We start from the raw sequence: 13,606 nt of genomic DNA on the forward strand, positions 1-13,606 counted from the left end.
CCGTCCGCCGGGGTCGGCATTCGTAGCCCTGTCGGAGGGTGCCCGCTCCCCCTGGGCCACCCTTAGCTGCCGGTCTGTCACGGGCCGGAGTCCGGAGTCAAGGGTGGGGCGAAGCCCCATCGCGCAGCGACGCCCCCGCAGCGAAGCGGAAGGGGGCGCCCTTGACGCCGGACGCAGGCCCGACAATGCAAGAGCGGGGTGGCCCGGGGGGAGCCCCCACGACACCGCCCCACCCCGACACCGGCACCCCCGCACCCGCCCCCGTCACGAACGACCGCCCGCCCCGACACGGGCACCCCGCACACCGGCCCACCCCACACACCAACGCCCACCCCGACACGTACCCCCGTACACCGGCCCACCCGGCGAACCACCGCCCCGCCCCGGCACGTACCCCCCACACCGCCCCGCGCACACGACGAACCAGCCGCCGACGCCGGTGAACCGGGCTCACTGTCAGAGCAGGCGCATACCCTTGGGCGGGTGTGAGGGGACGTGGGGTTCTGAGCGAACCACGACGCCACGACACCGACCCCCGCGCACCGGCCCACCCACGACAACCCGCCGACGCCACCTCCAAACCGGGCCGCCCCCCGCGCACCGGCCGGCACCACCCCCGAACCGGGCCGACCCACACACCACCGGCCAGCACCACCTCCAAACCAGGCCGACCCACACACCACCGGCCAGCACCACCCCCCAACCGGGCCGCCCCCCGCCCGCCGCCGGCACCAAAGCGACACCCACGCCCTCAAAGCAAGCGCCACCCCCGATCCCACCCCGACACCCCGCCCCCAACCGCCCCACTCACCCCCCTGTCCTCACCCCACCGCCTCCAGCACCTCCCGCACCACCGGCCCCGCATCCCCCGAGCCGCTCTCCGCGTCCTCGACCACGCATGCGACCGCCACCCCGTCGCGATACGCCACCAGCCACCCGTTGTTCGGCCCCGTCTCCGTGACCTCCGCCGTCCCCGTCTTCGCCCCCACGTCCCCCGGAAGCCCCGCCAGCACCTGCGCGCTGCCTTCCGTCACCGTGTCCCGCATCAGCGCCCGGAGCTGCTCCACGACTCCCTCCGGGAGCGCCGAAGCCGTAGCCGAGGGCTCCTGCCCGGCCACGATCACCGGCTGCCGGAACGTCCCCGTCGCCGCCGTCGCCGTGACCGACGCCATCACCAGCGGGTTCGCCCGCAGCCGCCCCTGGCCGAAGAGCGCCGCCGCCTTCTCCGTCTCGTCCCCCGGCACCGGCACCTCGCCGTCGAACGACGGCACGCCCGTGCTCCACTCCTCACCGATCCCGAAGTACTGCCGCGTGAAGTCCGTCATCTCCGCGTCGCCCAGCGAGCCGCGCAGCGCGACGAAGGCGGTGTTGCAGGAGTGGATGAAGTCCTCGCGGAAGGTCGCGCCGGGTATCTCGGAGGTCTCCACGTTGTGGAACTGCTTCCCGACCGTCAGGTACTTCGGGCAGTCCACCGTCGTCTCCGGGCTGACGACCCCCTTGTTCAGCAGTGCGGCCGTCGTGACGACCTTCCAGGTCGAGCCGGGGGCGTACGTGCCCTGGAAGGCCCGGTTGAAGCCCGTGGCCGGGGAGTTGGCCGCGGCCAGCACCTCGCCGCTGTCCATGTCGAGCGCGACGAGCCCGGCGTTGCGACCGTCCGCGTGCCGCTCCAGCGCCGCCTCCGCGGCACCCTGCAGCTCCGCGTCGACCGTCGTACGCAACGTCCCGTCCTCCGCGCCGCGCGGCGGCCCGAAGCGCGCCTCCGTACTCCGTACGTCCCCCGTGTGCCGGTCGACGACCTGCACCGCACCCTGCGGGCGCCCGCCTCCCAAGCCCAGCACACCCGCGAGCGACGGGTGATCCGCGGCGGAGACGGCGTCCCCGTCGCGGTCGACCGCGTCCAGCTCCGCCGACTCCTCCCGTACCAGCCGGAACTTCTCCGTCTCCGTCAGCTTCGGATGCACCGCACCCAGCTCCCACCGCACCCGCCACGCCCCGTCGTCCTCGCGGACCAGCGGCAGTGTCGCGTCGTACGTCCAGGTGCCGAGGCCCCGTACGGGCATCTTCGCGGTGTACGGCACCCGCGCCCCGTCGTCGCCGTCGGCGCGGGCCCTCCCCGCCGTCAGCTTCGGCTTCCCGATCTCCAGGCCCTCCGTGAAGCTGGTGAGGATCCGCTCCGCCTCGGCGGGCGAGTCGGTCAGCCGGGCCGCGGCCTTCATCCGGCCCGCCGACCAGCCGTCGAGGAATCGTTCCGCCGTCCGCCGCGCCTCTGGATCCGCGGCTCCGCCGCCGTCCGTACCGCCGCCGAGCGGCCCGGCAGTCGCCGCCCAGTACCCGCCGCCGGCGAGCACCACCGCCACCACGGCGAGCACCGGGCCGCGCCGCCGCCGTCGCCTCCGTACGGGCGCGTCGCCGTACGGATCCACGCCGTACGGATCGGGGCCGTACGGCGACGCCCCGTACGCATCCACACCGCCCGCATTAACGCCGTGCGCATCCACGCGGCCCGCGTCCTCAGCGCTGTACGGATCCACGCCGTACCGATCGGCGCTGCCACCGTTCTCGTACGAGCCCCGGCCCCCGTCCCCGTACCCCACCCCATGTCGTGTCATGCCGGACAGCAGATCAGCAGCCCGTCCCTCCAGTCCAAGACCAATATCCTCATCAGCCCGATAGCGCATTGACTATCCTCACCGGTCATGGACCTCCTCCGGCATCTGCGCTACTTCAGGGCGGTCGCCGAGGAGCGCCACTTCGGTCGCGCCGCCGAGCGGCTGCGCATCGCTCAGCCGTCGTTGTCCCAGCGCATCCGCCGGCTGGAGCGCGAGCTGGGCGTGCGGCTCTTCGACCGCGGCAGCCAGGGCACGGTGCTCACCCCCGCCGGCCGGCTCGTGCTCGCGGAGGCCGACCAGGTGCTCGCCGCGGCGGACCGGCTCGCCGCGGCGGTGGCGCGGATCGGCAGCGGCGCGGCCGGTACGCTGCGCGCCGCCGTCCCGCCGCACCTGGGCCCGGCGGCCGTCGCCGCGCTCATCACCGGCTACCGCGAGCGTTCCCCGGGCGGCGAGCTGGAGCTGCGCGAGCTGACCACCACCGCGCAGGTCCGCGAACTCGCCGCCGGCACCCTCGACGCGGGTGTCGTACGGCATCCGTGCCCCGCACCGGGGCTCGCCTTCGGGCCCGTACTCCACCAGCCGCTCGGCGTCCTCCTCGCCGAGGCCGACCCGCTCGCCGCGGGCGGGCGGCCGACCGCGGCCGACCTGAGCGGGCGCACGCTCGTTCTCACCCCGCGGGCCGACGATCCCGCGCTGTACGACGAAGTGCTCACCGCCTGCGCCCGGCACGGCTGTACCCCGGCCGCCGTTCGTGAGGCGTCCGGGGGCGACTTCACCCGGGCCCTCATCCTCTCCACCGCCCCGCCCGTGCCCGCCCCGCCCGTGCCCACCGCCCCGGCCGGCGCCACCCCGGCCGGGCCCGCCACCCCCCAGCCGCCTCCGGCACCCGCCGCCACGGGGGCGTCCGAAGCACCCGCCGCCGCCGGCGGGGCCGTCGCCCTGCTGCCCCGTACCACCGCGGGCCCCGGTACGGTGTGGCGCCCGCTGGCCGGTGATCCGATCGGCTGGCGTACGTCCGCGGCGTGGCCGGCGGACGGCCACAACCCGGCCGTGGCCCGCTTCGCGGAGGCCGCCCACGAGGCGATGCGCGACCACGCCGGCATGCGCCCGGCGCGCGCCGCGGCCGTCCACCCCCGCCCCGCATCGGAGTTCCCGCTGTGACCCCGCCCCAGCCGCCGCCCCCAGGGCCGCCTCCAGGGCCGCTTCCAGGGCCGCTTCCAGGGCCCCCGGCCTCGCAGCCGCCCGAGCCGCCCGAGCCGCAACCGGAGCGCCCCGATCCCGAGCGCCCCCAGGACGCCCCCGCACCCCCCGCACCCTCCACTTCGCGCCCACCCGGGGCCTCCCCCGCACCGGCGGCCCACCGGGCCGCCGGGTCCCGCATCCGCAGGGCGTTCGCGGAAGCCGGCGTCGCCGGGCAGCTCCACGCCCGCGACATCGACACCGGCGCCGCCCTCGCGGTGGCCGCCGATACCCCGGTGAGCACGGCCAGCGTGCACAAGGTCTGCCTCCTGGCCACCCTCTACCGCGAGGCCGAGCACGGCCGCGTCGACCTCACCACCGCCGTCGACGTCCCCGCCGCCGGCCGCACCCCCGGCCCGACAGGGCTCGGCGCCATGCGCGACGCCGCCCGGCTCTCGCTGCGCGACCTGGCCGTGCTCGCGGTCTCCGTCAGCGACAACACCGCGGCCGACGTGCTGTGGGACACCGTCGGCATCGAGGCCGTCAACCGCACCATGACCGACCTGGGCCTCACCCGTACCACCGCCGTGCAGAAGGTACGCGACCTCTACGCCGCACTCGCCGAGGACGCCGGCGACGCCGGTGCCACCGCGCTCCTCGACCCCGCCCGCGTCTCCCGCCTCCGCGCCCTCGACCCGGCCCGTACCAACCGCTCCACCCCGCGCGAACTCACCGCCCTCCTCGCCGCCGTCTGGCGCGACGAGGTGTGCACCGGCGCGTACGCCGCGGACCTGCGCCGCACGCTGGGTACCCAGACATGGGGGCACCGGCTGGCGTCCGGCTTCCCCTTCGACGACGTACGCGTCAGCGGCAAAACGGGCACGCTGCCGACGCTGCGGCACGAGATCGGCGTCGTGGAGTACCCGGACGGGGGCCGCTACGCGGTCGCCGTGTGCACCCGTGCCGCGGCGACCGCGGTCACGCTCCCGGCGGCCGACGCGGTGATCGGCACCGCGGCCCGCCTGGCGGTGGACGCGCTCCGCGCCCCGTGAGCGCCCGCCCCGTAAGCGACGAGGTGGAGCGAACAGGCCCGTTGAGGCGCGACAAGGCGCCGGCCGGGCCCCCTCACGCCGGTCGGGCCCGGCCGGCCCCGCTCACCCCACCCGCACCGGTCAGGCCCCCAACTGCTCCGGTGCCTCAAGCGCGATACGTGCGAAGACGCCCTCGTCGGCGGCGAAGACCGAGTCCGGGACGGGCCAGTGCAGCACGATCTCGGTGAAGCCGAGCGCGGCGTGCTTGCCGGCGAAGTCGACGAAGGCGTCGACGGAGTCCAGCGGCCGGTCCGGCGTGAAGCCGGCGAGCAGTACCTTCTCCATCGCCGCGGTGTCCCGCCCCACCGCGGCGCCCGCCTCGGTGAGCCGGTCGACCTGGGTACGGATGGCGGCCAGGGAGTCGGCGGCGGTGCCGGTCGCGGAGGTTTGGGGATCGCCGGTGGTCACCCACGCCTGCCCGTACCGGGCGGCCAGCCGCATCCCGCGCGGCCCGGTCACCGCCACGGCGAACGGCAGCCGGGGGCGCTGCACGCACCCGGGGATGTCGCGTACCTCGTGCGCCGAGTAGTACGTGCCCGCGTACGACGTGGTGTCCTGCGTCAGCAGCGTGTCCAGCAGCGGCACGAACTCCTCGAACCGCTCCGTCCGTTCCCGTGCCGACCACGGCTGCTGCCCCAGCGCGGTCGCGTCGAAGCCGGAACCGCCCGCTCCGATCCCCAGGGTCATCCGCCCGCCGGACACGTCGTCGAGCGAGATCAACTCCTTGGCGAGCGTGACCGGATGGCGGAAGTTCGGCGAGGTCACGAGCGTGCCGAGGCGCAGCCGGGAGGTCGCGCAGGCGGCGGCGGTCAGGGTCGGCAGGGCACCGAACCACGGGCCGTCGCGAAACGTGCGCCACGACAGGTGGTCGTAGGTGTACGCGGCGGAAAAGCCCAGTTCCTCCGCCCGCTGCCATTGCGCACGACCGCCGGAGTGCCACCGCCGGACGGGCAGGATCAGGGTGCTCAGTCGCATACCGCGACCCTACGGCCTGCCTTGCGGCGCCGCAGGGTCGCGGTGGACGGGTCGTGCGGGGCTGCGGCGGGGGTCAGCAGCCGCCGCAGTTGTAGTACGTGACGTCCCAGTGGTTGCCCTCGCGGGCGTAGATGTTGCCGGAGCCGGACTGGTACATCGGGGCGCCATCGCCGCGGACGCCGATGTAGGCGAAGTTGCCGGTGACGTAGTTGTTGACGCAGGTGCTGACGGAGTAGTCGAGCTTGTAGCCGTTCCAGTGGCTGTACGTGCCGCCGGCGTGGCCGGTCTCGGTGCCGCCGGTGATGTTCAGGGCGCAGCCGCTCGCGGACTTGAGCGTCTGGGCGCCCTGGGCGGTGGCGAGGTTGAGCTGCTCGAAGGACGTGCAGGTGGGGGTGCTGCGGTCGGAGCAGCCGCCGGAGGACGACCAGGTGATGCCGGAGGAACGGAACATCGACGTGGCCTGGGAGTGGCTGATCTTCGTGGCCAGGGGTGCGGCCGGCGCGGTGGCCTCGGCGGCGGCCGTGGTGCCCGTCGCGGCCTGGGCGGGGGCGGCTGCCACGCCCACCGAGGCGCCGGCGACGAGGGCGAGGGCCGTGAGTGCGGAACGTACGCGCATGTGGAACCTCCTGCTGGAGCGGGGGGATTGTGGGGGTCTTGCTGAGCAGGTGGTGCATCGCAGGATGATGCCCGATGTCTACGCGCGTCGCCAGAGGGCGCGGGGTGGGAGATGGGGAACTTCGCATCGGGGCGGGCGCGTCCGTGTCCGGCCGGGGCGGGAAGGGGGGTTGGTGGGGGAGACGTGGGTGGTGGCCGCCGCGGTGGCCGGCCGACCCCGGGTACGGGCCGGGGGTCCGGCTGCACGTACCCGGGGGTGGGGGGTCGGGTCGGCGATCGTGGGCCGGGGATCGCCGATCAGGGGTCAGGGGCCAGGGGTCAGGGGCCAGGGGTCAGGGTGCCGAGGCTCAGGCGAGGACGCCGGTGAGCGGGTCGTAGCGCAGGAGCGTGACGTCGTCGTCGGCGGGGTGGCGCAGGCCGCGGGTGCGGATGGTCATGAGGCCGACGCGGTAGTGGTCCTCGGTCTCGATGCGCAGCCAGGGGCGGCCGTCGCGTTCGACGGTGACCTCCTCGGTCAGCGCGCCGTCGCGGCCCGCGGCGAGGGCGTACGCGGGGCCGGAGGGCGGGGCGATGTCGATGCCGCCGTCCTCGCGGATGGTCATGGTCGCGACGAGTTCGCCGCGTCCGTCGTTGGCGTCGCCGGCGAAGTCGTAGAGGCGGGCCGGGTCGCCGACGTAGTGGCGCAGGCGGCCGAGGCCGGTGACGTCCATGCCGTTGTAGAAGTTCCTGGCGTCGGCGTCGAGCCAGAAGTGGGTGTTGTGCGTGGGGGAGGTGAAGTCGGGGCCGGAGTTGTACGAGATGTGCCAGTGGGGCGGGTTGTCCGCGTGCAGGGTGTTGTTCGTCTCGAAGCCGGCGACGAACCAGCGGTGGCCCTTGGCCGCCGCGGTGGCCTTGAGGCCGGAGTCGACGAGGACGCGGTGGGCGGCGACGAGTTGGTGGAGCTGGGAGCGGGCCTCGGCGGCCGGCCACGGGACGGTGGTCCAGGGACCGGCGACGCGGTCGGGGTCGTTGTGGTCGAGCTTGTAGTACATCCCCGCGGATATGTCGGGGTGGCTCCAGATCTGCAGGGTGGGCTGATTGGCGTCGGCGGAGGGCTGGGTGACGGGGAGGGTGAAGGCGAAGCGGTGGCGGTCGGTGCGGTCGCGTCTGAGGCGCAGCCGGGTGTCCATGTGGACGACGGCGGCTACGACGACGCCGGGCCAGCGGACGGTGACCTCAATCCCTTCGGGGGCGGCCGGGCCGCTGACGAAGGAGTAGTACTCGGCGCGGCTGGCCACGTGGTAGCGGTCGCCGGGCACGAACTCGTAGCCGTCGGGGAGCGTCACCTCGGGGATGGCGGGGTCGCCGGGGCGGAGGCGCACGAGGCGGAAGGCGGCGTACGCGACGGCGGCCCCGGCCGCGGGTGCGGCGGCGGACGGCGCTTCGGTGGCGGGCGCTGCGGCTGTGGCGGGGTCCGGCAGCGCCAGGGCGAGGCCGGTGGCGGAGGCCCCGGTGACCAGGGCGCGGCGGCTGAACGTGCTCATGCGGGATCCCTCTCGGTTCGGATGCACGACGCGGGCCGGCTTGCGAGGTCGCGTGGCCCGCAGACTTTCTGTCCCGCAGCGGGCGGTTGAACCCGGGCGGCCCCTACGCCTCCGGGTCCTCGCCCCCGTCCACGTACCGCAGCACTCCCCACATCGCGTCCTCGCCCCGGTCCTGCGGAGCGTGGCCGCGGCAGGCGTCGAGCTCCTTGCGTACGGCGTCGGCGTCGATCCCCGAGCCGATCAGCACCAGCCGCGTGGCCCGCTCCTCGCCGCGGCCCCAGGGGGAGGGGCGGAAGCGCAGGAAGCGGCCGACCGCGTGCAGCCCGTACTTCTGCGGGTGGCCGGGTACGCCGAAGTGGACGTGGCCCTTGACGCGGTAGAGGCCGGCGGGGCGGGTGTCGAGGAACTCCATCAGACGGCGCGGGCTGACCGGCCCACCGGTGGCGAACTCGACGCTCTCGTACGCCGCGTGGAGATGCCCGCCGTGGTCTCCGCCGGTGCCGCCGGTGCAGTGGTCGGTGTCCTCCGCGGCCAGGTCGGCGAAGGAGAGCTGGCGGGGGCCGGAAGCCGCCGCGCCGGGGCCGTCTCCGCCTCCCGGGTCGAAGAACAGCCCGGGGTCGACCCGCCCGTGGGCCGTCGCCACCACGGGCGTACCGGGCGCCAGTTTCCCGATCGTCTCGTGGAGGCGGCGGCGTCCGGCGTCGTCGATCCGGTCGGTCTTGTTGAGCACGACGAGGTCGGCGACGGCGAGGTGGCGGTCGATCTCGGGGTGCCGCTCCCGGGTCGCTGCGAACTCGGCGCCGTCGACGACCTCGACCAGCCCTCCGTACACGATGCGGTCGTTCTCGCTCGCCAGCACCATCCGGACGAGTTCCTGCGGCTCGGCGAGGCCACTGGCCTCGACGACGATGACGTCGATCCGGCCGGTGCCGGCGAGCCGGCCGAGGTAGGCGTCGAGTTCGGCGGTGTCGACGGCGCAGCACAGGCAGCCGTTGCCGAGGGAGACCATCGAGTCGACCTGGCCCGCGACGGCCATGGCGTCGACCTCGATACTGCCGAAGTCGTTGACGACGGCGCCGATCCGGGTGCCGTCGCCGTTGCGCAGCAGCCGGTTGAGGAGGGTGGTCTTGCCGGAGCCCAGGAACCCCGCGAGTACGACGACGGGGATCCGTCCGCTTCCCACCAGCCACCCTCCCGGCGCCGCCCGTTCTGCCGGCGTCCAGCGTAGAGGGCGGGGACCGTCAGCCGTAGCGCTCGATGCGCGCCTGGGCCGGCGGGAACGGGGACTGCGCCGTGGTCCCCGCCGCCCAGAAGCCGGCCGTGCCCGGTATGGGGGCGAGTGCGGACATCAGGGGGGTGATGCCCTGGGCGGCGGCGGGGCCGCGCTCGCTGGTCCAGGAGGCGCCGTCCCAGCGGAGATAGTGGGCGCTGGTGCCGTCCCAGAAGTCCCATCCGGCGATGAGGGCGGGGCGCCCGGCGGCGTCGGGGGCGAGGGCGCCGAGGGAGCCGACGGTGAAGGGGGCGGCGACGTCGTTCCACGCCGCGCCGTCGTAGTGGCGCAGGACGACGCTGGGCGGCTTGCCGGGCGGGCCGCCCGCGCCGTAGTCGTGGCCGGTGAGCCAGATGTCGTCGGGGGCGACGGGGAGAAGGTCGGTGACCGACAGGCGCAGCCCCGTGAGCCGGGGCAGGACGTGCCAGGACCGGTCGTCGTACCGGGCGACGACGAGGTCTCCGGAGACCCAGGTGGCACCCGCGCGGTCGACGTGGACGTTCCACAGGCTGGGGACCGAGCCGTCGTCGCTCGGCAGCGGCGGGGACCAGCTCCACCGGGTGCCGCCGGCGTCGTCGGAACGCAGCACGCGGGAGGCGCCGTCGCGGGTGCCGGAGATCCGGACGGTGCCGTCCGGGGCGACGGCGACGGCCCACAGCTCCGTGCCGGACTCGCCGCGTCCGGGGAAGTCGTGCTCACGCCACGTGGTGCCGTCCCAGGCGAGGAGGTGGTCGGCGCCTGCCGGGTCGTACCCCACCGCCCAGGCGGCGACCGCGCCCGCGGACCCGGCGGGGGCGGCGGCCACGTTGCGGAGGCTGCCGGCGAACGCGAGGTGGGAGACGTCGGTGGAGTGCCAGGCGGTGCCGTCCCAGGTACGGGCGAGGGGCCGGCCGGAGACCGAACCGCTGCGGCCCTCCTCGCCCACGGCCCAGGCGAGATCGGGCCCCGCGGCGGCAACGGCGTTGAGCAGGACGGCGGGTTCACCGGCCGGTACGGCGACCTCCCGCCAGGCGGCGCGGGGCCGGGTGTTCCCGGCAGGCCGGCCGCTCCCGGCGGCGGTACCGGTGCCGGCCGCGTGTCCGTGTCCGGCGGCGGTGAGGCCGAGCCCGGTGGCGGCGGTCGTGGAGGTTAACCCTCGGACAAAGTTGCGTCTGCGCATGCGTGTTCTCCTCCCATGGAACGGCCGAGCCAGAGTTACCCTGGGGTAACCAGAAGTCAACCCTCACCTTCGGCCGCACCGGTCCCGCCCACCGGCCCCGGCCGTTCCCCCGCGCCGTCCTCCCCGCCACCCGTGGCCAGGTTGTCCATGCGGCGCTTGTGGACCTCCCGTTCCGCCGCCGAGGTGACGAACTCCGCCGTCGCCGCAGGGCCCACCAGATCACGTACCGCCGCCACCGTGGCCGCCGGCAGGCTCACCGGGACCGTCGCCGGACCGGCGGCAGGCGGCTGGGGCGGTCCGGCGAGGTGGTCGTGGAGCTGGCGCGTCGCCAGGGTGCGCATCGCGCGGGCCAGTTCCGCGTCCAGCGTCTGCTGCGCCAGCGGGCGCAGCCGGCGGACGAGGCCGGCGGCCTCGGTCGCCTCCGCGTCCGACGGGGGGTGGCCGAGGTAGCGCTGGAAGACGTGCTCGGCGGTGAAGTCGAGCAGGCCCGCGGCTATCTCCTCCACCCGCAGCCGCAGCTCGCGCAGGTGACCGGTGATGGCGGGGAACGGGACGCCCGCGGCGTGCAGTTCCGCGGCGACCGTGAGCTGCTGCGGGCTGGGCACGAAGAACACCTCCGGCTCCCCCGCCACCCGCTCCAGCACGCCCAGCTCGACGGCCTCCTCGACCGCGGACTCGTCCGCCGCCCCGCCGAACAGCTCCTCCAGCTCGGCCCGGCTCATCTGCCCGGACTCCTCGTCGGACCACGGCCCCTGCACCTCGGCGACCAGGCCCAGCACCCCGCCGAGCCCCCGGCCCGCGTCCCACGCCTCCAGCAGCTCCTTGATGGACGCCAGGGTGTAGCCGCGGTCGAGGAGGCCGGCTATCTGGCGCAGCCGGGCGAGGTGTTCCTCCCCGTAGACGTTGGTCCGCCCGCGCCGCTCCGGTCGGGGCAGCAGCCCGCGGTCGGCGTAGGCGCGGATGGTCCGTACGGTCGTCCCGCTGGCCTGTGCCAGACCCTCGATCCGGTACTCGCCTGCCGTCTGCTGCTTCAGCACCGCTCTCCTGCCCCTCGGCCGGTCGCCCGGCCCGTACGTGAGCCGGTCCCCCGGCATGTGCGTCGCCCTGCTCGCCGCCGCGCGCCCCGCCCCGCCCGGCGCGGCGCGCCCTCTGGGGAGGGATGGTACGGCCGGCGCGGCCACCGGGGTGCCCAGCCGCCCGAACGGGCCTCGGTACGGCGTGCTCGCGCCGTGCTCCGCGTGCGGGCGGCCTGCTCCGGTGCTCACGATGCGGCTCCTTGACGGCCGGGGGCGCTAAAGCCTGGGCTCCACCCGCGCTATCGCCCGCAGCGCGCGCGGCGCGAACCTCGCCAGCAGCCGCGAGCCCCGCGCCTCCGGGGTGACCGGCACCACGGCCTGGTTGCGCGCGACCGCCCGCAGCACCGCGTCCGCGACCTTCTCCGCGGGGTAGTTCCGCCTCCCGTACCAGCGGTGGGCGCTCTTCCGGCGGCGTCGCTCCTCCTCCTCGGAGACGCCCGCGAACCGGGTGGTGGCCGTGATGTTGGTGTGCACGAAGCCGGGGCAGACGGCCGAGACGCCGATCCCCTGCCCGGCCAGCTCCGCGCGCAGGCACTCCGAGAGCATCAGCACCGCGGCCTTCGACGTCGCGTACGCGGGCAGGGCCCGGGACGGCGCATACGCGGCGGCCGAGGCGATGTTGACGATGTGCCCGCCCTGGCCGCCCTCGGCCATCTGCCTGCCGAAGAGCCGGCAGCCGTGGATGACGCCCCACAGGTTGACGTCCAGCACCCTGCGCCAGTCCGCTGTCGAGGTGTCGAGGAACCGACCGGACAGACCGATCCCGGCGTTGTTCACCAGCACGTCCACCACCCCGTACGAAGCGGCGACGCGCTCGGCGAACTTCTCCATCGCCTCCTCGTCCGCGACGTCCACGGTCTCCGGAAACGCCTCCGCCGCACCGATCATCCGGCACAACTCGGCGGTCCTGGCCGCCCCCTCGGCGTCGACGTCGGCCGCGATGATCCGCGCGCCGGCCTGCGCGAAGGCGGTGGCGGTGGCCCGGCCGATGCCGCTGGCCGCGCCGGTGATCAGCACGAGCCGCCCGCCGAACCGGTCCGTGTACGGCCCGTCGGGGACGGTCTCGGCGACCGGTGTGCCGTCCTCGTGCGCGAGCACGAACTCGCCGATCCACGCGGCGAGCTGGTCGGGCCGGGTGCGCGGGACCCAGTGGCGGGCGTCGATCGTGCGGCGCAGCAACTGCGGCACCCAGCGGTCCAGGTCGTCGTAGAGGCTCGGGGAGAGGAAGGCGTCCGCGGTGGGGGTGATGAGCTGCACCGGCGCGTGCGCGTAGGCGTCGGCACGGGGGTGGCGCAGCCGGGCGCGGACGTTGTCCCGGTACAGCCAGGCGCCGTGCGACGCGTCGTCGGCCAGGGAGATCGTCGGATAGCCGTTGCCGGGGACCTTCTCCAGCCGCCGCAGGATCGACGGCCAGCGTGCGCCGAGCGGGCCGTGCCAGGCCAGCTCGGGCAGCACGGGGGTGTGCAGCAGATACACGTACCAGGACTTGGCGCTCTGGCGGAGCAACTGGCCGGCCCGCCGTGGCGTGGGGCGGCGCAACCGGTCGTTGATCCAGTGCCCGAAGTGGTCGAGGGACGGGCCGGAGAGGGAGGTGAACGACGCGATGCGGCCCTCCGTGCGCCCCACGGTGGTGAACTCCCAGCCCTGCACCGAGCCCCAGTCGTGCCCCACGAGGTGCACCGGGCCCTCCGGGCTGACGGCGTCGGCCACGGCGAGGAAGTCGTCCGTGAGCTTCTCCAGCGTGAACCCGCCCTTCAGCGTCTCCGGCGCGGTGGAGCGGCCGTGGCCGCGGACGTCGTAGAGCACGACGTGGAAGCGCCCGGCGAGCCGGGACGCGACCTCGGACCACACCTCCTTGCTGTCCGGGTAGCCGTGCAGCAGCACCACCGTCGGCCGCCGGGCGTCTCCCAGCTCCGCCACGCGCAGATCGACCCCGGCGGCCCGCACCCACCGCTCCCGTACGGCCGCGTCGCCCCATACGCTCATGCACCCATCCCTTCTCCCGGTCCCGCCCCTGCACCGCACCCTGCCCGCGGCGGCTCCCAGCCAGGCCTCACCCGGAGCCGCCGCCGCCCGGAAGCTGACATCAATGACTGTGACATCACCCCA

General features: G+C 75.0%; 10 protein-coding genes. 2 read left to right on the forward strand and 8 right to left on the reverse strand.

Features of this window, described 5'->3' with window-relative positions; genetic code table 11:
* Positions 1–821: 821 nt before the first annotated feature.
* Entirely contained in the window at positions 822–2,594 is a 1,773-nt protein-coding gene (locus I003_RS0121340; protein WP_037721368.1) for a penicillin-binding transpeptidase domain-containing protein, read from the reverse strand.
* Positions 2,595–2,696: 102 nt separating this feature from the next.
* Here I003_RS0121340 and I003_RS0121345 point away from each other — a divergent pair, with 102 nt between their 5' ends.
* A complete protein-coding gene (locus I003_RS0121345; RefSeq protein WP_027773370.1) occupies positions 2,697–3,770 on the forward strand; it encodes a LysR substrate-binding domain-containing protein in 1,074 nt (357 codons plus the stop codon).
* Between the two features lie 218 nt (positions 3,771–3,988).
* Positions 3,989–4,840 carry a serine hydrolase gene (locus tag I003_RS0121350; RefSeq protein WP_027773371.1) on the forward strand — a complete coding sequence of 284 codons (852 nt, stop codon included), beginning with the start codon at positions 3,989–3,991 and terminating at the stop codon, positions 4,838–4,840.
* A 120-nt stretch (positions 4,841–4,960) separates the two neighbouring features.
* Here I003_RS0121350 and I003_RS0121355 read toward each other — a convergent pair whose 3' ends face one another.
* From I003_RS0121355 to I003_RS0121385, 7 genes are all read right to left on the reverse strand, one after another.
* On the reverse strand, positions 4,961–5,854 hold the full coding sequence (locus I003_RS0121355; protein ID WP_027773372.1) for an LLM class flavin-dependent oxidoreductase: 894 nt from the start codon (positions 5,852–5,854) through the stop codon (positions 4,961–4,963).
* Between the two features lie 73 nt (positions 5,855–5,927).
* Positions 5,928–6,470, reverse strand: a complete 543-nt coding sequence (locus I003_RS0121360) for a hypothetical protein (protein WP_027773373.1) — start codon at positions 6,468–6,470, stop codon at positions 5,928–5,930.
* Positions 6,471–6,816: 346 nt separating this feature from the next.
* A complete protein-coding gene (locus I003_RS0121365; protein WP_027773374.1) occupies positions 6,817–7,992 on the reverse strand; it encodes a hypothetical protein in 1,176 nt (391 codons plus the stop codon).
* Positions 7,993–8,095: 103 nt separating this feature from the next.
* Positions 8,096–9,175, reverse strand: a complete 1,080-nt coding sequence (locus tag I003_RS0121370) for a CobW family GTP-binding protein (protein WP_027773375.1) — start codon at positions 9,173–9,175, stop codon at positions 8,096–8,098.
* Between the two features lie 58 nt (positions 9,176–9,233).
* Positions 9,234–10,421 (reverse strand): hypothetical protein, encoded by a 1,188-nt coding sequence (locus tag I003_RS0121375; RefSeq protein ID WP_027773376.1) that lies wholly within the window; start codon positions 10,419–10,421, stop codon positions 9,234–9,236.
* Between the two features lie 56 nt (positions 10,422–10,477).
* The gene (locus tag I003_RS32815) at positions 10,478–11,458 is read right to left on the reverse strand and encodes a MerR family transcriptional regulator (protein ID WP_051368371.1); all 981 of its coding nucleotides are present in this window, start codon (positions 11,456–11,458) and stop codon (positions 10,478–10,480) included.
* A gap of 255 nt (positions 11,459–11,713) precedes the next feature.
* On the reverse strand, positions 11,714–13,483 hold the full coding sequence (locus I003_RS0121385) for an SDR family oxidoreductase (protein ID WP_027773377.1): 1,770 nt from the start codon (positions 13,481–13,483) through the stop codon (positions 11,714–11,716).
* Positions 13,484–13,606 lie beyond the last annotated feature (123 nt).

It is taken from the genome of Streptomyces sp. CNQ329 (assembly GCF_000482585.1).

Coding starts and splice junctions, on each gene's coding strand:
- I003_RS0121345 (WP_027773370.1), top strand. CDS start 2,697: ATGGACCTCCTCCGGCATCTGCGCTACTTCAGGGCGGTCGCCGAGGAG.
- I003_RS0121355 (WP_027773372.1), bottom strand. CDS start 5,854: ATGCGACTGAGCACCCTGATCCTGCCCGTCCGGCGGTGGCACTCCGGC.
- I003_RS0121360 (WP_027773373.1), bottom strand. CDS start 6,470: ATGCGCGTACGTTCCGCACTCACGGCCCTCGCCCTCGTCGCCGGCGCC.
- I003_RS0121365 (WP_027773374.1), bottom strand. CDS start 7,992: ATGAGCACGTTCAGCCGCCGCGCCCTGGTCACCGGGGCCTCCGCCACC.
- I003_RS0121375 (WP_027773376.1), bottom strand. CDS start 10,421: ATGCGCAGACGCAACTTTGTCCGAGGGTTAACCTCCACGACCGCCGCC.
- I003_RS0121385 (WP_027773377.1), bottom strand. CDS start 13,483: ATGAGCGTATGGGGCGACGCGGCCGTACGGGAGCGGTGGGTGCGGGCC.